The following is a 19288-nucleotide window of genomic DNA, read 5'->3' on the forward strand; positions in this document are numbered from 1 at the left end:
TCTCTCCACGATGAAAAAATGGGGTTAAAAACGACCGGTCTCGCGCCACAGCCGATCCTGGTCAAAAAAAGCAGCGGGTTGCCGCATGCACAATGGCTGACTCTAAGCTGACAGCCGGGCTGCGGCAAACCCACCCAAGGGAGCTGGCTGTTCCGTCAGCCTGAAGCAGACTTTACGCGTAAGACAGTCAGCTAGGTGTGTAGCGGGCGTAAAGGAAAAGTAAGGTTTTACACACAGCACTCACTGGAGCGATCGCTCCGATAGTCGGTAACCCCGCTAGCTCGAAACGTCTAGCAGCCCTATCTCCTGCGCTGCCTGTCGAACCCGTTGATAGTCATCAGGCAGCGACAACCCTGCCTCTGCGCGTTTGAGCGACAACCGGGCATGATGGTTCGCTGCAAGCGTCATAGCCGCGTCGCCAAGTCGCGCAAGCGATGCAAATGCCTGCTGCAAGCGAATTCCGACTTCGACAACCGCCGCACCGTCACGCGCAATAGGCGTAAAGAAATCGTCGAGCATGTCCGCTACGGTCAGCCCCGGCGCGAATACCCGGTCGAACTTCGGGTCTTCCGGCGGCGTCGGCCTGGACAGGTGCGACAGTACGCGAACGCCTCGGCCAATCACATCAACGGCGGTGCCTTGATCGTTGATTCCAGGCGACAGTGCACGCGAGGCGACCTCGGCCATCACTATGACGCCGTAGCGGGGGTCTCGGTCGAAGGTCCGCTGCGCGCCGATCACAAACGCATCGCGCAGCGCATCGTCGCAGTCTTTATCGATCCCCACCGACCAGGCGATTGGCTGCGAGGGCTCCACAAAGATGCCCGGAAGTACACAGATGTAGACCGCACAACCCTCCGTCTCGGTCAGCTCGCCCAGCGCAGGCATGTCGATATGCTGGACGAAGCCGATCTTGTTCGAGAACAACGGGCGTGCGCCCGGCAGGGCTTTGGGATCGACGTCTAGTGGGCGACCGCCCAGAAACGGCTGTTCCATCCGCTGGCACAGCGCCTGGGTGGCGGCCTTCTCGACTCGGGCCGTCGTTTCGGCGACTCGGCCAAGCCCGGATAACTGATCGATCCAACGCAACAGCGCGTAAAGCACCAGGGCGACCACGACGATCGTCGCGGCGAACAGCACCACGCGGCCGTTATCACCGTATAGGCCGGTGCTCAAGGCGATGATGCCGACCAGACTGAAAATGAATGAACCAATAAAAGTGGAGAGCGTGTTCTGCGTCGTGGGGTCCTCTACCAGCAGAGAAATGGCACGTGGCGTGACATTGTTCGTCGCTGAGCCATAAGCCGCCACCATGATGCTTAGGGAAAAGGTGGTGACCGCCAGCATGCTGGACGCCAGTACACCCAGGATGTTGTCGACGGCATCGGAACCAATCTTCGTTGATAGATCATCCGGGATGTAGGGAGCCACCACCAGTGCTACCAGTGCAGTGGCTATTCCCAACACCGAATACAGGCTGGCCCGGAACCAGGGTCGCTTACTGATGCGGATTACAAACCACTTCCAACGCTCGACCATTTGGTACTCACACTCCATTCGTTTCAGTACAGACAAGCGTACTGAAGGACCGTTGCGTGGGATCCGCGGTTTCTTCGTGCAGTCTCGTTCAACAGTTGTTAGCGGGCCAATGCCTCGACTGCCGCTGGCAGGTCACGCATGTCATTGATCACGGCGGCCACGCCCAACTCCCGCAGCGCCTGGTCATGCCCGGCGGGGATATGGCTGGCACCGGTGAAGCCGATTACCTGCATCCCGGCTGTTCGTGCCGCCAGCACGCCGGTAGGGCTGTCTTCGACGACAAGACAATGGCCAGGCGCGACGCCCATGCGTTCGGCCGCCAGCAGATAGACGTCGGGCGCCGGTTTGGGCGAGCGAACCATTTCAGCACAGAAGATGTTGCCAGCCACCCGCTCGACCAGGCCCGCACGCTGCAAGGATGATTCAACATTATGTAAACGGCTGTTCGACGCCACCGCCAACGGCAGCTTGATCGCCAGCAGCGCCTCGCGCACGCCGGGAATTGCCTGCACTTCTTCCGCCACGACCTTCTCGCTCTGCCGACGCAGATCGGCATCGAAGGTTTCCGGCATGGCCAGGCCGAAGCGCTTTTCGATCAGATCGATGATGCTAGGGACGGTCAGACCGAAAGTGCCCTCCAAAGCGGCATGCAGTTGCTCGGCCGGAACATGCAGGCTCAGCGCTTCGAAGAGCACGCGGTGGCTGATGATTTCGCTGTCGACGATGACGCCGTCACAGTCGCTGATCAGCAAGTCGATAGAGGCCATCGAATCTCCGTGATTGATGCGCAGAAAGGCGCGGCGACTCCGGTTTGGAGACAGCCGCTTGGACTGCACAGGCAGCGTTGAGTTTAGCCTGCAACGCTAAAGCGACCGTTCAACCACGCCGCCTCAGCGAATGCCCAACATCCGGTCTGCTGACCACTGCCCCGCACCGCGTCCGATAACAAGCACCATCAGCCCGATCCAGGTCAGGTGCGTGGGCCAGGCATCGGGGTATACGAAAAGCTGGATCACCAGCGTCATGCCCAGCAGGGCCAAGGCTGATAGCCGCGTTAAGAGCCCGATTACCAGCAGAAGCGGGAACAGATGCTCGGCATAAGTGGCCAGATGCGCTGCCAGCTGAGGCGACAACAGCGGAAGCGCGTACTCGGTTTCAAACAGGTTGAAGGTGCTGGGTTTGATCGTGAGAAATCCGCTGACCTTGGTTCGCCCCGAATAGAAGAACACCGCGGCGATGGCCAGGCGCGCCACCAGGCTCAACATCGAGTCGCTGACGTGGTGTTGCAGCCATAAGGCGAGTCGATTCCAGTGCTGCAACGGACTCGATTTCGAGCTGGCTGGGTTCCTGTGCAAGGTGTGCATGTCGGTGACTCCAGAGGGTGATCAATCGGCGGCGAAAACCTGGGCGGCAAACAGACCCGCCAGCAACGCATTGAAATCCAGCGCTGGCTGGGCCTCGAGCGCGAGATCCGAGGCGCTGCCAAGGGTATGGCCATCGGCGCAGGCGTCGAGAAAGACGCAACCGCCAGAACTAAGGGGCTGCCAGACGACCCGGTTGTCTCGCCTACAGAGCAATGTGCCCTCGCCCTGCCAAAGAAGCGGATCGGGCAAAACGGCGTCTTCACGGTTGCAACGCCACAGGGTGAAGGCCGGCACAACGGACCAGCGCCAGTGCGCCGCTGCGCTGGGTCGCAGACGCAGTTCGGTAAGCTGCGCCGGCGTCATCGAACTCAGCGTATGCAGTTCAAGCCGGGGTTGCTCCGGGGCGGCAAACGCTAAAAGCCACAACTGATCGAGGCGCGCGACCTCGGCGAGGTATGGCAAATCGCGGGCAGCTTCGAACCGCTCAAGAAAGTCTGCAAAGCCCTCGCCATAGCGGACCAACTGCGGTTGGGTCGGAGGGCATTGCTGTGCAAACACGTGCGCTGCCCCACTCATCCACTCGGCACCCACCAGTTGCTCGACCGTCGGGAAGTTCGCCCGCAGCGCATCGACGCACCCTTTCAGCACGGTGTTGCGGTAGACCGCGAACCCTGGTTGCGCCGCCAGCCTTGCCAACCAGTCAGTGGGCGGATTGGCAGCAGAAGGACCAGGGCCCATGGGTTCGTCGGTCCATAGCGCTTCAGCCAAGCCATCTTGGAATTCAGCGAGCGTGAGCGTCATGTCGCCCCCCTTTCTCAAGCAACCGCTGCGCATGGTCGCGCTCGATCAGCAGCTCGGCGAAGGTTGGCAGCTGGTCATCACGTTCGATCAATGTGGGTCGTGTGCCGGTACGCTCGATCAATCGTTCGTAGAGCGACCAGACGGCGGCCGCTATCGGCGCGTCGTGCGAATCGATCAACAGCCGTGAATCCGCGGAGCTATCCTGCCTATGCCCGGCCAGATGCACCTCCAGTAAGGCTTCAGCGGGAAAACGATCGATATAAGCAGCCGCATCAAAGCCGAGATTGTGAGCGCTGACGTGCACATTATTGACGTCCAGCAACAAGCCGCAGCCGCTGCGACGCGCCAGCTCAGCCAGAAACTCGATCTCATCGAACTCATGTCCCTCAAGGCGCAGGTAGTGGCTGGGGTTTTCCACTGCGATCTGCCGACCCAGCACTTCCTGGGTGCGCTGGACGTTGTCGACGATACGCGCCAGAGCCGCCTCGGTTCGTGGAAAAGGCAACAGGTCGGGGTTGTACTGGCCTCGCCAGGCAGACCAGGCCAGGTGTTCGGACACCAGTGCCGGTTGAACCCGTTCAACCAATGATTTGAGGCCTTGCAAATGGGATTCATCCGGCGGGCAATCGGCAGCCAGTGACAGCGATACGCCATGCAATGAAAGCGGATGACGCTCGCCGATGGCGTACAGCCAGACCAGACGGGGGCCGCCGCGGAGCATGTAGTTTTCCGGGTGCACTTCGAACCAGAGGCCCGGCGCGGCACAGTCATATGCCGGCTCATAATGCTCAGGCTTCAAGCCGAGACCTGCTCCTAGAACTGACATGCTCATGCGGCAGCTCCTGTCAGGACTCGATCGGCGTCAGCGAGCCCATGCCTTCGGGCGTCTTGATTTCCGTGCAAGTACCAGCCGGTACTTTCTTCCAGGCATTGCCCTGGTAATCCACTTTCGAGGTGCCGGCGCAGCTGGTGCCTGCACCAGCTTTACAGTCGTTCTGACCGGCGAGCGCAACGCCATAGCATTTCTCCATGGCGCCTTCGGTTTTCTCAGCAGCCGTGGCGCCGGCGGCGATGGATGCAAGGGCAACGGCTGCTGCAGCAAGGGCGAGATTATTCATCTGATGTTTCTCCAGGCAGTGTTGCTGACAGTGATTTACTGGCAGCTCGACCAGTAATTCGCCCTGTTCGGTCGCTCGGTTACAGCGGGAGCAAGAAATATATTTTTGAGATTTCTGCCATCTCGTCCTACCGTAGCGGCGCGCCACCTCCCTGCCGTTGGTTGGATGCACAGCATCGATTTTTCCTTCCGTGTAACCAGAGCGACCGATGCAACGAACTACCAGTCATGAGGCGCTCAAGGCACGCGAAGCCCACCTGCAACAGCTGCTACTGCTGGGGCTCGACGGCGACGAGGCGGCCTATCGACAATTCTTGACGCTGCTCGGCGCGCATTTGCGCAGTTTCCTCAGGCGCCGACTGCAGTCGCCCGAGGTCGAGGACCTGTTGCAGGAAGCCCTGTTGGCGGTGCACAACGCGCGGCATACCTATCGCCGCGAGCAACCGGTGACCGCCTGGGTACAGGCGATAGCGCGTTACAAACTGATGGATCATTTTCGGGCCCATGCAAGGCACGATGCCTTGAACGACTCATTGAGCGACCAGGCGGAGCTGCTAGCCGACGAAGATCACCAGGCCCAGCAAGCGCAGCGGGACCTGGCCCGGCTGCTCGAACAACTCCCGGACAAGCAACGCTTGCCCATTCTTCACGTCAAATTGCAGGGGCTTTCGGTGGAAGAAACCGCTCGACGCACCGGGCTTTCGGCATCAGCAGTCAAGGTGGGCGTTCACCGCGGCCTGAAAGCGCTGGCCGCCCTGATTGGAGGACACCGATGAAGACCGACGAGCTGATCAACATGCTCGCCAACCACTCACCGCCCGTAGATCGGCAGATCGTCGCGCGGCGCTTTGGCGCCGCCGTGGTAGTCGGCCTGGGGCTGGCATTGCTGCTATTGCTCATGGTCTTTGGCATGCGTCCAGACATTGGGCAAGTCGCGACGACACCGCTGTTCTGGGCCAAGCTGGCGTTGCCGGCAAGCCTGATCCTCGGCGCTTTGCTGGTAACCACGCGACTCGCCAGGCCAGGAGCGCCTGTGGGTAACGGCTGGGCCACAGTCGCATTGCCGGTGATAGCGGTTTGGCTGGCAGCGCTGGGCCTGTTGCTCAGCGTCTCGGCTAACAGCCGTTGGGCACTGATATTCGGTGAAACCTGGCGAGTCTGCCCGCTGAACATTGCCCTGCTGTCGATTCCCACGTTCGCCTGCGTGTTCTGGGCAATCCGTGGTTTTGCGCCGACCCGGCTGCGTCTCGCCGGCGCATCTGGGGGGTTGCTGGCCGGTTCGATGGCAACGCTTGCCTACAGCCTGCATTGCCCGGAGATGAGTGTCGCGTTCTGGGCCGTCTGGTATGTGCTTGGCATGCTCATCCCCACTGCCGTCGGCGCCCTCCTCGGCCCACGACTGTTGCGTTGGTAGACCGTACAACGCGCATTTTCTTCAATACGACGGCTGTGTCCGCTCCTATCGTCGCGCTGTGTTCAAGCGAACGTTCAGGAGCTTTCGATGAGTCTTTTGCTGTCTATGGCCGCCTTCGCGCTGGCGTCCTCGATATCGCCCGGCCCGGTCAATATCGTTGCGCTCAGCGCCGGCGCGCAGTTCGGCATGCGCCCAGCCATGCGCCACGTCACCGGCGCGGCACTTGGCTTCACCCTTTTGCTGGTGCTTATCGGGCTGGGCCTGAACCAACTTCTCGATCATTGGCCCTGGCTGACGGAATCGATCAGGCTGGCTGGCGTGGCTTTTCTGCTGTACATGGCGTTTCGGCTGGCGGCGGACGACGGTCGTCTGAATGCAGACAAACCTGTGGTGCCGCCGACGATGCTGTATGGCGCCGCGATGCAGTGGCTCAATCCCAAGGCCTGGCTGGCTTCGGTCGCGGGTATGGGATTGTTCGCGGCGGCCGGCGACGCGCCTTCGGTATGGCGCTTCGCCGCGGTCTATTTCGTGATTTGCTATGCCTCAGTAGCCTGCTGGGCGTACGCCGGCACCTTCCTGCGGCACTACCTTAACGAGCCCGCACGAGTACGGCTATTCAATCGACTGATGGCAGCGCTGCTGACCGCCTGCGCGGCTTACTTGCTGCTGACCTGACGGGTATTGTGGCGCACGTTTCGGCCCCCTGTTCGATAGTGTCCGGGCGTGGCGGCCAGCAGTTGCTTGAAGGCGCGTTGTAGGTGTGCCTGGTCGGCAAATCCCGCAGCCAGTGCTACATCCGAGATAGGCCGGCCGCGCCGCAGTTCGGCGCGTGCGAACTGCACGCGCCGGTTGGTCAGATACGCATGAGGGGTCATCCCGAAATGCTTTTTGAAAGCACGGATGAGACTCGACGGTGAGACACCCGCAATGAGGCTGATCTCGTCCAGCTTCAGGGAGCGCTGATAATTGTCCGCAATGTATTCAGCGGCGCGCTGCAGTTTCAGATCGTTCATTGGAACACCAACGTCGAGCCCCAATCGCTCGTGCAGCTGGGTGAAGAATGCTACGGCGCCCGTCTCCTTTTGTAGCAAGTCGGCGTCCTCGTCGATGAGTTCCGCATGAAAGCGGCGAAAGCCAGCCTGCAGCAGCGGGTCGCGCGTCATTATCGGGGCGAAGCGTCGAAAGCCCGCGCCATCCATACCCAGTGCGTCCTGCAGTTCGCTCAACCATCGAGTCTCGACATAGAGCATGCGATACGCCCACGGCAGGTTCTGGATCGGATTGCAGGCATGTACGTCGCCGGGGTTCATCAGCACCAGCGTGCCGGCCTCGATGCGGCACTGTTGATCGCCGTTGATATAGCTACTGACGCCGCTGTCGATCAAGCCGATGGAAAAGGTGTCGTGACTGTGCCGTGCATAACAGACGCGGCGACCATCTTCCACGCTGCGCGACTCGATGAACGGCAGCGCCGCGTCGCGCCAGAAGCTGGACCCGGAAGCTGAACGAGATTGGGCGGGGATGTGCTGATGCATGTTCGAGTATGTAACGACGCCAGGGAGCCTCAGCGTAGCCGAAACCGCGCCTGTGTTGGGCAACCCGCTGTGTTTCGGCATGGCGAGCAATGACCTACTAAGTAACAAGAGCGGCCATCAAAGGACTTCCAGACCCTCGCACTTATAATCACCGATGAAGATATCGTCCAGAAGCACCTCGCCGTCGAGGTTGAAGCAGAACAGATAGCTCTCGGTTCGATAACCGATTTCAACGCTTTTCAGGCCAATGCATTCGTTGGGATGGCCCGGCAGGATCTTGAAAGAGGAGATGCCCCGTTCAGGAATACGCTGACCAACTTCCAGGGTTCGGATCTGGCTGAAATCCTCATTGGAAATAATCAAGGTATTGGCGCCGCGCTCCCGCCCATCTACTGCCTCGTCGAAGGGATCAGTCGAGATTTTGCGCGGAAAGAAGAGCCATTCGCGGCGATACGGATGCCATTCGGCCGCCTCGTGAATCACATAGCCGTCTGGCCCGACGCCGAGCGCATCGCGGATGCGTTGATAGCGACCCGACCAGTCCACGCTCTGCACGGCGTAATGCCGGTCAAGCAGCTTTATCCACTCCTCGGCGGCGTTCTTGCCGTGGCTCCCGACGACCAACTGATCGTTGTAGAGCGTTGCCCATTCCGCCTTGAAGCCTTTGAAAGCCTCGTCGCCGCTGCCGGTCATGAGAATATTTCGAGGCACCAGCTGATTCTGGTCGCGTATTTCACAGACCAATCCGGTGCGGTCATCGAAGGTCACCAAGCGCTTGCCGAACATGGCCAGCTCGGAAAATTCGGCGCCGCGCCCGCCCTCGGCGATGAGACTGACCAGTTGGAACTCACCACCCTCGTGTTCTGGGATGTCCTCGAACCGGTAGTGTGGCTTGCCCGTCTGCGGGTCGATGTCACGGTGCAGCCGATCATGGCGCAGAGTCGATTGCCAGCCGATCTGGCCACAGTCCAGTTCAACCTGGGAGGCGTGGTCCTCATCTGTGATGATGGCCAGCAGGTATTCACGGGTGGTGCTGTCGTAGCGTTCGAGTCGCCGAACATCGAAGTGCGATTCGCTCATGAGGTATGGTGCTCGTCTCAGGTTGGCGCCACCGGCACGCCGGGGCTCGTCTGGTTTCGGACAGCACGCACCACTCAAGTTCACCAGCAATCGCATCAGCTGCGGCAGAACGGCTGCGTCTGTTTTACTGTCCGAACTTGCACCACGTATTCAGATGGGACCGCATGACTTTTCTGCTCTCCAAGCGCCCGGCCACGATCGCCGACTCATACGCGCCTACCTCTACCCTTTCCACCTCGGCCAAACGCCGGCTCGCCCTTACTGTGGCGAGCGTCTTGCTGGTTGGCCTGGCCGGCTGCGGCACGCAAAAACCTGAGGTTCCAGCGCCTCGTCCAGACGAAGTGCGCGCCAAGATCGTTCGGCTGATCCCCAGCAACATCCCGAATCGCCAGGGCTGGGCCACCGACATCTACGCTGCCTTCGATGCGTTGGCGATCCCGCCGACCAACGAGAACCTCTGCGCTGTTCTGGCCGTCACGGTGCAGGAATCCACTTTTCAGGCGACGCCACCGGTCCCAGGCCTTGCCAAAATCGCCCGTGAAGAGATTTACCGCCGCGCGTCCCGATTGCATGTTCCTCGCTTCATTGTCGACGCGGCTCTGGACGTGCAATCACCCAACGGCAAGACATACAGCCAGCGTCTTGCAGCGGTGCGCACTGAAGAGCAGCTAAGCGCGATCTTTGACGATTTCCTCGGCATCATGCCGCTCGGCAAGCAATTGTTCGGCACACTGAATCCGGTCAAGACCGGCGGCCCGATGCAAGTCAGCATCGCCTTCGCCGAGGACCGCGCACGCGACTATCCCTACCGCCGGGAAGGCTCTATCCGAGATGAAGTGTTCACGCGCCGCGGTGGCATGTACTTCGGCATCGCACATCTGTTGGATTACCCCGCCAGCTACACCCAGCCGCTGTACCGCTTCGCAGACTTCAACGCCGGCTGGTATGCGAGTCGCAACGCCGCATTTCAGGCCGCGGTCAGCCGCGCCAGTGGCATCAAGCTGGCTCTCGATGGCGACCTGATCATTCATGGCAGCAGCAAAGCCGGCCAGACCGAACGTGCGGTTCGCTCGCTGGCGGGCAAGCTCGACATGAGCGAGACGGCGATCCGCAACGCTCTTGAACGCGGCGACACGCACGGATTCGAGAAAACCACCTTGTATGAACGGGTGTTCGCGCTGGCCGAAAAACGCGCCGGAAAGCCCCTTCCCCGCGCCGTGCTCCCCGGCATTCGTCTGGAAAGCCCGAAAATCACTCGCAACCTGACGACGGCCTGGTTTGCCAATCGGGTCAACGACCGCCATCTGGCCTGTATCAAACGCGCCGGCAGTTAGCGGGAACATTTTGTTACCGGCACCGTTCGCAATAGAGGTACCGCGAATACGGAGCCTTCATGACCCAGCTGAACATTGCACTCGCCCTTATGGGCGGCGTTGCCGTCTGTATTGCCTTGCTGTCGGCGCTGATCAAGCGCAGCCCTTTATCCGAGCCGGCGCTGGCGGTGCTGGTCGGCGTTGCCGTTGGGCCCTACGGCCTGAGTTGGCTCGACCTTGCACGCTGGGGTGATACGTTCACCATTCTCGAGCAGGCGGCTCGGCTGACGCTGGCGATTGGACTGATGGGCGTTGCACTGCGCCTGCAGCCCGCGGCGCTGAAGGCTATGCTCAAGCCGATCATGCTCCTGCTGACCTTTGTCATGCTCGGCATGTGGCTGGTGTCGTCGTTACTCGCCGGCTGGCTGCTGGGCTTGTCGCTATGGGCCGCCCTGCTGCTGGGTGCGGTAGTCACCCCCACCGACCCGGTGGTTGCAAGCTCGATCGTGACGGGCAAGTTCGCCAAGAAACATCTCCCCTTGCGCCTGCGCGACACCCTCTCGGCGGAATCCGGTGCCAACGACGGCCTCGCCTACGCCTTCGTCATGCTGCCTATGCTGATGCTCAGCCATACGCCAGATCAGGCCTGGTCGCGCTGGCTTATCGAGTCAGTGCTGATCGGCATCGGTGGTGCCGCGCTCCTGGGAGCAGTGGTAGGGTTCGCAGCAGCCAAACTGCTGGTTCTATCCGAGCGCAAGAAGCTGGTCGCCAGTTCCTCGCTGCTGGGTTACACCGTGGCGTTCTCGCTACTCACCCTCGGGCTCGCCAAACTGCTACAGACGGATGGCGTGCTGGCGGTATTCGCAGCAGGCCTGGCGTTCAACCTTTTCAGCGAGAGGCACGAGGAGCAGGACGAAGAGAACATCCAGGAGGCGGTGGCCAAGCTTTTCACACTGCCGATGTTTGTGATTTTCGGTATCGCCCTGCCGTTGCGCGAGTGGGCCACGCTGGGGTGGCCGCTGGTGGCACTTGCGGTGCTGATATTGCTGTTGCGCCGACCACCGGCGGTGATGCTGCTTTCGGCCAGCTGGCGCAAATCGCTCAACTCAAGGGATTCGCTCTACCTCGGCTGGTTCGGTCCGCTGGGTATCGCAGCGATCTACTATTCCGCCCTCGCTCACAACCAGCTTGACGACCCGCTCTATTGGCATGCGGCAAGCGCGTTGATTTTCGCCTCGATCATGGTTCATGGCGTATCCGCAGCGCCGCTGTCGCGTTTATACGCAGGCCATCCTGGTGCGCCGCCGCCAGGTAGTGCTCGTCTACACGACGAGTCGGATTGAGCCGGAGACAAGAAGAGCGGACCCTTACGGACGAGCCAGTTACCCAATCAGTCCCATGCCTGCAAGCACGAACGCGCTAACGGCAAGAATCAGTCCCAGCACGATGGCCGCGCCGTCCTGTGTGGTAATGCCAAGGCCGAACAGACCAATCGCCGCGAATGGAGCGGTCGAGGCGAAGGGCAGCAATTCCAGCGGTGGCACCGAGGTTGCCAGCACGATGCACAGCACTGCAATAAATCGCAGAAAGCCTTTGCTCGTAGCCCAGGCCAATCGTTTTTTACTCACTTTGTCCAGCCAGCGCACCACCGGACGAATTCTATTCAGGCCCTTCTCAAGCTTGTGTCCGCTGACGGTGCGATGCGCGAGAAACCCGGGCATCCAGAAATGACGTCGGCCGAATAGCAGCTGGAAGGCAAACAGCGCAACGATGAGCGCCAGCATGCTTGGCACGCCGGGAATGCCTCCGACCGGACTGATCTCGATAATTGCGGGAACGAACAGGAAGGGCCCGAAGCTGCGCTGGCCAATTTTCTTCTGAATGTCGCCAACCGATACCTTGGGTTGGTCATCACTCAACTCGACGACACCGTCGATCACTTGTTCAAGGCAACCATGGTCGTTGGCCTCACTCATGTGCTCCTCCTGATCGCAGCTTTCTGAAGATGCGGCAAGCTCCCACAGGGGCCTTACCCGCTTCGCTAACTATAGCCTTGATGGTCTGCAGCATTTTTATGTAGGCAACGAAGCAGCGATCAACGACACAGCAAAGTATTTTTTCAGAGCCGGTACGACCTTCAGTATCTTGCGCTTATACCTGGTTCACCAAGCCTATTAATCAAGAACATAAAAACGGAACTTGCATAGCCAGTGACTTATATATTTTCGAAACTTAGCAATGAAGCTTAAGCGTATTACGAATTATGGCCACTGCCATGGCTGCTCTGACCGACGTTCCGGTCTGCCTCGGACGCTTTATCACGGTCGTTGGCATCGTTTCCGCCGCTGTTCTTCTGGCTACCTTCTGTCCAGCATCAGAGGCTTTTTCCCGGTCGTTGGCGAAGTTTCAGCTGCCACTCTGGCCACCTCGCTGCCCGGCTTCTGCGGCCATCTCGCGATCCTTTGAAAAGTTACCCGAATTTCCGCTCTTATCGTCCGACATGAGATTACTCCAGTTACATGGTGATACTTGAAGACAGGCCGCTCTGCAACCCCCTCAATATTTCGGACGCAGGACCAGGACCGAAGTTCTACAGCGACATCTTTGCTTCCATGAGCAGCTTAGCGTTTCAACTCGGCATTGCGAACGCATCACCTCAATGCATTTAGTTGCATTTAGATAGCAACGAAACGCTGAATACCTCTCTCGCGATAGTTTTAGCGTTATAGCAAGTTACGCCTCACACCTGACATATACGAGGACAACTTAGCAGGGAGAAAATGCCGCTCGTCAGTGCTGTGAAACAGACCGGCGTTGTCAACAACCTGTAACCGAATCAGGGCAGTCTCGGAGCCATGGAAAGCCGGGACGGCTGGCACAAGGACGCGACTTTATTCAGGACCACCAACCACTCGACCGAGACATTGGAGGCCACATGAGCAGCAAAACGCTGGAAAACCTGGTCAAGCAATCGGACCTCAGCACCAAACAGCCGCTGGAGCTCTGGAAGCAGCTGCACCGTAGCAAGCGCGACTACCGCCCCAGCGCGGCGGCACTGGCAAGGCGCGCTTCGCTGGATCTCGGCATGTGCGCGCCAAGCCAATGAGCCAGCATGGGTATCGGTCAGGCGGGCCCACCCGCCATGGCCGGATCAGCCTTCGGTACCACGCTCCTGCCGCAACAACAGCCAGACAATCGACAGCCCTGCCACGGCCATGAAGGCCGCTCCGAGGAAGATACTTTGCATACCGATATAAGCGGCTAGCGCGCCCATAATGGCGCCGGACAAACCCAGCGACAGGTCGAAGAACATCGCGAAAACGCTAAGACCGGAACTGCGGTTAGCGACCCCTACACGGGTTACCACCCCAACCCCCAGCGCTGGATACAGCAGCGACAACCCGCAGCCGGTCAGTGCCGAGCCTGCCAAGGCAAAGCTCGGAGCCTCGGCCAGCCAGAGCAACAACAGCCCTAAGATTTCCACGACCAGGCACACCATCGCCACCGAATAACCGCCGACTCGGTTGATCAGGTTGGGTAACAACAAACGCGTCCCGATAAAGGCAAACGCAAATGCGGTGAGGCACCAGGCCGCGCCATCCCAGCCGCGCGCGTTGTAATACAACGCGATGAACGCGGTCAGCGTGCCGTATCCGATGGTCGCCAGTGCCAGGCTGAGTCCGGGCGGTGCAACCTTCCACAGCACTTTTCCGAACGGCAGCCGCTTGCCGGGGTTCAGCGGTGCATCGCCGCGCCGCCAAGCCAGCGCCAAGCCGGTCGTGGCCAGGAGCATCGTCACCACGCCCAGCGCCCACAATCCCAATGACTGCGACAGAAAAACGCCCAGCGGCGCGCCGATGCCTACACCGCCGTACGCCGCAACACCGTTCCAGGAAATCATCCGCGCGGTGCTTTCTGCTCCCAACCGGCTGATACCCCAGCTGATAGCGGAAATGCCGATCAGGCTTTGCGCAAAGCCCAGAATTAAACGGCTCCCGATCATCACCGCAATGCTCGCCATCGGCCAGGACTCCAGCAGCGCTGACGCGAGCAACAACAGGCCGCTGAGCAACCCGGACGTCATGCCGATCAAAACGGTTTTCTTCGCGCCCCGCTCGTCCGCGAGCCGCCCGGCCAAAGGGCGACACAATAAAGTGGTGAGGTACTGCGCACCGATCACGATGCCCGCAGTGGCGGTGCTGAATCCCAGGTTTTCATGGATATAGCCCGGCAACGACGCCAGCGGAATACCAATGGAGATGAACGATATGAAGTTGAAAACCACCAGCGACAGGATGAAAAAAGTGTCGTTGGAAGCCGGTTTTTTCGCCGCGGGCATCGGATCGCCTGTCGAGGATGAAGAAATGGGATATGGCTATGCAAAGCCGGGCAGCCCCAAGCGCAGGTCAGCGGGAGATGCCGGGTACTGGTTGCCAAGGGCTCAGACCGCCAAGCGAGCAGTTTGATCTTGCCCAAGAGACAGTCATCATACAACCTCTGTCAGGCGGTCGGTTCGAGCGATCTAGGTATTGCTTGCCGCAACAGCAACTTTGGGTCGGCGCCACTGTAGCAATCCGATCAGCACCACCGCGCTGACGATTACTATCATCGCCAACCATTCCTCAAGGCCAACTCGCTCACCGGCAAACGTGATGCCAAGCAGTACGGCCACCACTGGGTTCACGTAGGCATAGCTGGTTGCTGCCGCTGGCCTTACATGTTTGAGCAGATAGAGATACGCGCTGAACGCAACAATCGAGCCGAGCAACGTGAGGTAGACCAGGGCAAGCCAACCGGCCATATCCGGAATCTGCTGCAAGCGTTCTCCACTCACCGCGCTACCAAACAACAGCACAGCGCCACCGATCAGCATCTGCGCGGCGCTCGCCATCGCGCCGTTCGGCAAACTGAGATGCCTGCTCCACATCGAACCGAACGCCCAGCTTGCCGCTGCGAGCAACACGATTACCGCGCCTAGCGGACTGGACTGAAGGTTGTGCCCGAGGTTGAGCAAACCGATGCCGATCAGCCCCAGGAGAATGCCACCCCACTCCAACCCGGTGGTCCGCTGCTCCCAGATCAAGCCGAACAGCAACGCGAACAGCGGCACCGTAGCTATCGCCAGTGCCGCAACTGCAGACGCCACGCCGAGATGTTCGGCAATGGTGACTCCACCGTTACCGCAGCTGAGCAGAAGAAACCCTACAACCGCGCAAGATCGCCATTCACGCCCAGTGGGTAGCGGCACACCACGCCAACGCAGCCAGGCAAACAGCAGGCTGCCAGCAATGACAAAGCGCAACCCGGCCAGCAGCATCGGCGGCCACGACTGGACGCCAATACGAATCACGAAATAAGTCGAACCCCAGATCAGATACAGGGCGATAAAGGCGCCCACGAGCAGCAGCGGGAAGCGGCGCGAAGACATGAGGAGAGGCCCGAGCGGGTGGTAGGGATCAGCCATTCTAGATAGCCGCCCTAGCCAAGAATAAGCACAGTCAGCCATTCGTTTAGCGGTGCAGTTAGGCGCACCGTCTCAGCCACAGCAGTTGAGGCCGGAGGGATCATCAATGCTGTGGCTCGGCTCGGTGAACCAGCGCGGTCCCCTCTCAGCGTCAGCGGGGAACGACGCAACCCATTCGGTCCCCCAAGCAGTTGTGAGCAGAAACGAAAAAGGCCCCGAGAGTCGGGGCCTTTTTCTTGATGTGGCGGAGGAGGTGAGATTCGAACTCACGGAAGAGTTTCCCCTTCGACGGTTTTCAAGACCGTTGCATTCAACCGCTCTGCCACTCCTCCGCAGAGAGCGGGCGCAATAGTACCCGAACGAAACAGTCTGTCAAACACTGTCGTTAGGAGGAAACAAAAGCTCTGTTATGATCCGGGGCAATTCACCTTAGGCTGAATACATCTACAGGAGTGTCGCCATGCTCAAGCAACAGTACGCACCTACGCATACGCAGGTTGAACAGAAGGAAGTCAGCCGCGTTCTGCGCAACACCTACGGCCTTCTGGCCATCACGCTGGGCTTCAGTGCTTTCGTCGCATACATGGCGATGCAAGCCAACGCAGCCTACCCAAACATCTTCGTGGTGCTGGTCGGTTTCTACGGTCTGTTCTTCCTCACGGTCAAACTTCGCAATTCCGCGTGGGGCCTCCTCTCCACCTTCGCCCTGACCGGTTTCATGGGTTACACGCTGGGGCCGATCCTCAACATGTACCTGGGTACCGCCAACGGGGGTGAGCTGATTGCCTCGGCGCTGTCGATGACCGCTCTGGTGTTCTTTGGCCTGTCGGCGTTCGTGCTGATCACACGTAAGGACATGAGCTTCCTTAGCGGCTTTATCACCGCTGGTTTCTTTGTCCTGCTGGGCGCAATGGTTGCTGGTTTCTTCTTCGAGATTAGCGGCCTGCAACTGGCGATCAGCGCCGGCTTCGTGCTGTTCTCCTCGGTCTGCATCCTCTACCAGACCAGCGCCATCATTCATGGCGGCGAGCGTAACTACATCATGGCCACCATCGGCCTGTACGTTTCGCTTTACAACCTGTTCATCAGCCTGCTGCAGCTGATGGGCATCATGGGCGGCGACGACTAATAGCTATGCCTAGAATGAGCCCGCTTCGGCGGGCTTTTTCGTTTCCAAAGCTCGCGTATCATGTCCGCCAGTACTCAAACTGGTGGCCCATGAAATTCGCAATCGCTCTGTTTTCACCTCCGCACTCTCCTGCCGCACGGCGTGCATTGCGTTTTGCAGAAGCAGCGCTGGCGGGTGGACACGAGATTGTCCGGCTGTTCCTTTATCAGGACGGCGTGCACAGCGCTTCAGCCAACATTGTCGCTGCGCAGGACGAGCTCAGCGTGAGCGAACAGTGGGGCCAGTTCATCTCTCTCCACGGGCTGGATGGTGTGGTCTGCATCGCCGCCGGCTTGCGCCGCGGCGTACTGGATCAACAGGAAGCAAACCGTTATCGGCGTCCGGCGGCGAACCTGGCTGCGGGATGGGAGCTGTCCGGTCTAGGTCAACTACACGAAGCCAGCCAGCAGGCCGACCGCCTCGTGTGTTTCGGAGGTCACTGATGGCTCGCTCGATGCTCATCATCTCTCGCCAATCGCCGTGGTCTGGTCCGTCTGCACGCGAGGCGCTGGATATCGTCCTGGCCGGCGGTGCGTTTGAGCTGCCGCTCGGCCTGCTGTTTCTGGATGACGGTGTGTTTCAGCTGATATCCGCACAAAAAGCTGCTCGGCTTGAACAGAAGGATCTGACTGCCAACCTGCAGGCCTTGCCGATGTTCGGCATCGAGTCGCTTTATGCAGCCAAACGCAGCCTAAGGGAGCGCGGCTTGGATGATGCACAGCTGTCTCTTCCGGTTGAGTTACTGGACGACGCTGGGCTCGGCGCTCTTATCAACCGCTACGACCATGTGATCACGCTCTGATGGCAACCTTGCACCTGCTTTCACACTCGCCTTTTTCCGATGACCGACTGGCCAGCTGCCTGCGACTGCTCTCGGTTGACGATGCGCTGTTGCTCTGCGGCGATGCCGTGTACGCCCTGCAACACGGCACGTCCCAGCGCCAGGCGCTGGAGTTGATGCCAGATAGCATCGAGCTATTTGCACTAGAGGAAGATATCTCCGCGCGCAGCCTTTGTGCTCTTCCAACACGCCTGCAACAGATCGACTATGAGAATTTCGTCGAGCTGTGCTGCCGGTTTGAGCGGACCAACTCCTGGCTATGAAAACGCTGAACGTAAATGGCACAGAGGTTGCTATAGATCAGGATGGCTTTTTGCTCGATTTGAATGACTGGAGCGAGCCAGTGGCCGTGGCGCTGGCCCATGCAGAAGACATCGCGCTTCAGCCTGAGCACTGGGAAATCATCAGAGTACTGCGGGAGTTTTATCAGGAATTTCAGCTGTCGCCCGCGACGCGTCCGCTGATCAAGTACACCGCACTCAAGTTAGGCCCGGACAAAGGCAACAGCATGCACCTCAACCGTTTATTCAAAGGCACGCCCGCCAAGCTTGCAGCAAAGTTGGCAGGCCTGCCGAAACCGAGCAACTGCATATGAGCGTCATCACCCCTGCTGAACATCCGTTCGCCGTCTTCGTCCGTATTCTCGGCAAAGGCAAACGCGGCGCCCGCGACCTGACTCGTGAAGAGGCCCGCGAAGCGATGGGCATGTTGCTGGACGGCAAGGCCGAGGACACGCAACTCGGCGCCTTTCTAATGCTGCTACGCCACAAAGAGGAAAGCGCAGAAGAACTCGCCGGCTTCACCGAAGCCGTGCGTGAACGGCTGAAGGCCCCAGCGATCGCGGTGGACATTGATTGGCCCACCTACGCGGGGAAAAAACGGCATCTACCGTGGTACTTGCTGGCGGCGAAATGCCTGGCACGCAACGGCGTTCGGATATTCATGCACGGCGGTGGCGCACATACCGCAGGGCGCACGTATACCGAACAGCAGCTTGAGTTGTTGGACATCCCTCGATGCGAGAACTGGGCTGAGGCTAGCGCCGCGCTGGACCAGCGCAATCTTGCATTCATGCCGCTCGGTGCCTGGATGCCAGGGCTTCAGCACATGATTGATCAACGCAACATTCTTGGCCTGCGATCACCGATCCATTCGCTGGCTCGAATCCTCAATCCCCTGGGTGCTCGCTGCGGCCTGCAGAGCATTTTCCACCCTGGCTATCAGGCCAATCACCGGGAAGCCAGCCGGCTGCTGGGCGACACCTCAATCGTGATCAAGGGCGAAGGTGGCGAAATCGAGGTCAACCCGGACGGTGTCGCCCACCTGTACGGGACGCAGGCAGGCGAATCTTGGGACGAAGATTGGCCTGCCCTATCACCCCAACGTCACGTCAAGCCGGCGCAACTCGATCCGCAGCACCTGCTCGCTGTCTGGCAAGGGGGCGAAGATGCCTACGGCGAACTCGCGGTCGTTGCGACCATGGCGTTGGCACTGCGAGGCCTCGGACAGCCGCGCGACGCCGCATTTGCGCAGGCCCGGGAGTTCTGGATGAATCGAAATCTATCGAGCTAAACGATTGATTTGACCTGTGATTACGACTGATCCATCGAACCGTGCCACCTACACTGTTTCCAACTCGAAACTAGGAGGCA

The 19288-nt window shown here is 59.8% G+C and carries 23 protein-coding genes, 1 tRNA gene and 1 pseudogene; 12 read left to right on the forward strand and 13 right to left on the reverse strand.

The window, feature by feature from the left end; translation table 11 throughout:
• Positions 1–276 precede the first annotated feature (276 nt).
• The 6 genes from AAGW23_RS12610 to AAGW23_RS12635 form a co-directional block, all read right to left on the reverse strand.
• A complete protein-coding gene (locus tag AAGW23_RS12610) occupies positions 277–1539 on the reverse strand; it encodes a DUF2254 domain-containing protein (RefSeq protein WP_200639520.1) in 1263 nt (420 codons plus the stop codon).
• 98 nt (positions 1540–1637) lie between these two features.
• Entirely contained in the window at positions 1638–2306 is a 669-nt protein-coding gene (locus AAGW23_RS12615) for an HAD family hydrolase (protein WP_200639519.1), read from the reverse strand.
• A gap of 123 nt (positions 2307–2429) precedes the next feature.
• A complete protein-coding gene (locus AAGW23_RS12620; protein WP_342406826.1) occupies positions 2430–2903 on the reverse strand; it encodes a DoxX family protein in 474 nt (157 codons plus the stop codon).
• A 21-nt stretch (positions 2904–2924) separates the two neighbouring features.
• The gene (locus tag AAGW23_RS12625; RefSeq protein ID WP_342406827.1) at positions 2925–3704 is read right to left on the reverse strand and encodes a DNA-binding domain-containing protein; all 780 of its coding nucleotides are present in this window, start codon (positions 3702–3704) and stop codon (positions 2925–2927) included.
• Positions 3685–4530 carry a DUF692 domain-containing protein gene (locus AAGW23_RS12630; protein ID WP_425540831.1) on the reverse strand — a complete coding sequence of 282 codons (846 nt, stop codon included), beginning with the start codon at positions 4528–4530 and terminating at the stop codon, positions 3685–3687. Before AAGW23_RS12630 ends, AAGW23_RS12625 begins: the two co-directional genes overlap by 20 nt.
• A 19-nt stretch (positions 4531–4549) precedes the next feature.
• Positions 4550–4822, reverse strand: coding sequence for a DUF2282 domain-containing protein (locus AAGW23_RS12635; protein WP_102836367.1), 273 nt, complete (start codon positions 4820–4822; stop codon positions 4550–4552).
• A gap of 208 nt (positions 4823–5030) precedes the next feature.
• Between AAGW23_RS12635 and AAGW23_RS12640 the strand changes: the two genes are divergently transcribed.
• From AAGW23_RS12640 to AAGW23_RS12650, 3 genes are all read left to right on the forward strand, one after another.
• Complete coding sequence (locus tag AAGW23_RS12640; RefSeq protein ID WP_342406829.1) at positions 5031–5597, forward strand: sigma-70 family RNA polymerase sigma factor; 567 nt, start codon at positions 5031–5033, stop codon at positions 5595–5597.
• On the forward strand, positions 5594–6235 hold the full coding sequence (locus AAGW23_RS12645; RefSeq protein WP_342406830.1) for a DUF1109 domain-containing protein: 642 nt from the start codon (positions 5594–5596) through the stop codon (positions 6233–6235). Before AAGW23_RS12640 ends, AAGW23_RS12645 begins: the two co-directional genes overlap by 4 nt.
• A gap of 87 nt (positions 6236–6322) precedes the next feature.
• Positions 6323–6910: a LysE family translocator gene (locus AAGW23_RS12650; protein WP_342406831.1), complete on the forward strand. Its 588-nt coding sequence runs from the start codon at positions 6323–6325 to the stop codon at positions 6908–6910.
• On the opposite strand, the gene AAGW23_RS12655 is transcribed toward AAGW23_RS12650, so the two are convergent.
• Together AAGW23_RS12655 and AAGW23_RS12660 are read right to left on the reverse strand one after the other, a co-directional pair.
• Positions 6892–7770: an AraC family transcriptional regulator gene (locus tag AAGW23_RS12655; protein WP_342406832.1), complete on the reverse strand. Its 879-nt coding sequence runs from the start codon at positions 7768–7770 to the stop codon at positions 6892–6894. The genes AAGW23_RS12650 and AAGW23_RS12655 overlap by 19 nt on opposite strands.
• A 117-nt stretch (positions 7771–7887) precedes the next feature.
• On the reverse strand, positions 7888–8850 hold the full coding sequence (locus tag AAGW23_RS12660) for a hypothetical protein (RefSeq protein ID WP_342406833.1): 963 nt from the start codon (positions 8848–8850) through the stop codon (positions 7888–7890).
• A 164-nt stretch (positions 8851–9014) separates the two neighbouring features.
• On the opposite strand from AAGW23_RS12660, the gene AAGW23_RS12665 reads away from it, so the two are divergent.
• A complete protein-coding gene (locus AAGW23_RS12665; protein WP_342406834.1) occupies positions 9015–10184 on the forward strand; it encodes a DUF1615 domain-containing protein in 1170 nt (389 codons plus the stop codon).
• 59 nt (positions 10185–10243) lie between these two features.
• Positions 10244–11506: a cation:proton antiporter gene (locus tag AAGW23_RS12670; RefSeq protein WP_342406835.1), complete on the forward strand. Its 1263-nt coding sequence runs from the start codon at positions 10244–10246 to the stop codon at positions 11504–11506.
• A gap of 39 nt (positions 11507–11545) precedes the next feature.
• On the opposite strand, the gene AAGW23_RS12675 is transcribed toward AAGW23_RS12670, so the two are convergent.
• The gene (locus tag AAGW23_RS12675; RefSeq protein ID WP_342406836.1) at positions 11546–12139 is read right to left on the reverse strand and encodes an exopolysaccharide biosynthesis protein; all 594 of its coding nucleotides are present in this window, start codon (positions 12137–12139) and stop codon (positions 11546–11548) included.
• A 278-nt stretch (positions 12140–12417) separates the two neighbouring features.
• Positions 12418–12569: pseudogene (locus tag AAGW23_RS12680) on the reverse strand (general stress protein); the annotation flags it as partial.
• Between the two features lie 529 nt (positions 12570–13098).
• Here AAGW23_RS12680 and AAGW23_RS12685 point away from each other — a divergent pair.
• On the forward strand, positions 13099–13269 hold the full coding sequence (locus tag AAGW23_RS12685; protein ID WP_319296544.1) for a hypothetical protein: 171 nt from the start codon (positions 13099–13101) through the stop codon (positions 13267–13269).
• Positions 13270–13314: 45 nt separating this feature from the next.
• Here the strand turns inward: AAGW23_RS12685 and AAGW23_RS12690 are convergent, their stop codons facing one another.
• The 3 genes from AAGW23_RS12690 to AAGW23_RS12700 form a co-directional block, all read right to left on the reverse strand.
• On the reverse strand, positions 13315–14502 hold the full coding sequence (locus tag AAGW23_RS12690) for an MFS transporter (RefSeq protein ID WP_342406837.1): 1188 nt from the start codon (positions 14500–14502) through the stop codon (positions 13315–13317).
• A gap of 183 nt (positions 14503–14685) precedes the next feature.
• Complete coding sequence (yedA, locus tag AAGW23_RS12695; RefSeq protein WP_342406838.1) at positions 14686–15591, reverse strand: drug/metabolite exporter YedA; 906 nt, start codon at positions 15589–15591, stop codon at positions 14686–14688.
• A 278-nt stretch (positions 15592–15869) separates the two neighbouring features.
• A tRNA-Ser gene (locus AAGW23_RS12700) sits at positions 15870–15959 on the reverse strand.
• Positions 15960–16087: 128 nt separating this feature from the next.
• On the opposite strand from AAGW23_RS12700, the gene AAGW23_RS12705 reads away from it, so the two are divergent.
• The 6 genes from AAGW23_RS12705 to AAGW23_RS12730 all read left to right on the forward strand — a co-directional run bounded on the left by AAGW23_RS12705 (position 16088) and on the right by AAGW23_RS12730 (position 19208).
• Positions 16088–16756, forward strand: coding sequence for a Bax inhibitor-1/YccA family protein (locus AAGW23_RS12705; protein WP_342406839.1), 669 nt, complete (start codon positions 16088–16090; stop codon positions 16754–16756).
• A gap of 89 nt (positions 16757–16845) precedes the next feature.
• The gene (tusD, locus tag AAGW23_RS12710; protein ID WP_342406840.1) at positions 16846–17238 is read left to right on the forward strand and encodes a sulfurtransferase complex subunit TusD; all 393 of its coding nucleotides are present in this window, start codon (positions 16846–16848) and stop codon (positions 17236–17238) included.
• The gene (tusC, locus tag AAGW23_RS12715; protein WP_342406841.1) at positions 17238–17597 is read left to right on the forward strand and encodes a sulfurtransferase complex subunit TusC; all 360 of its coding nucleotides are present in this window, start codon (positions 17238–17240) and stop codon (positions 17595–17597) included. The genes tusD and tusC overlap by 1 nt, the downstream gene beginning before the upstream one ends.
• On the forward strand, positions 17597–17899 hold the full coding sequence (gene tusB / locus AAGW23_RS12720) for a sulfurtransferase complex subunit TusB (protein ID WP_342406842.1): 303 nt from the start codon (positions 17597–17599) through the stop codon (positions 17897–17899). Before tusC ends, tusB begins: the two co-directional genes overlap by 1 nt.
• Positions 17896–18231 carry a TusE/DsrC/DsvC family sulfur relay protein gene (locus AAGW23_RS12725; protein WP_342406843.1) on the forward strand — a complete coding sequence of 112 codons (336 nt, stop codon included), beginning with the start codon at positions 17896–17898 and terminating at the stop codon, positions 18229–18231. Before tusB ends, AAGW23_RS12725 begins: the two co-directional genes overlap by 4 nt.
• Positions 18228–19208 (forward strand): glycosyl transferase family protein, encoded by a 981-nt coding sequence (locus tag AAGW23_RS12730; RefSeq protein ID WP_342406844.1) that lies wholly within the window; start codon positions 18228–18230, stop codon positions 19206–19208. Before AAGW23_RS12725 ends, AAGW23_RS12730 begins: the two co-directional genes overlap by 4 nt.
• The last annotated feature ends 80 nt before the right edge of the window (positions 19209–19288 follow it).

Origin of the sequence: Stutzerimonas chloritidismutans, assembly GCF_038562055.1 — a bacterium.
GTDB lineage: Bacteria > Pseudomonadota > Gammaproteobacteria > Pseudomonadales > Pseudomonadaceae > Stutzerimonas > Stutzerimonas chloritidismutans_A.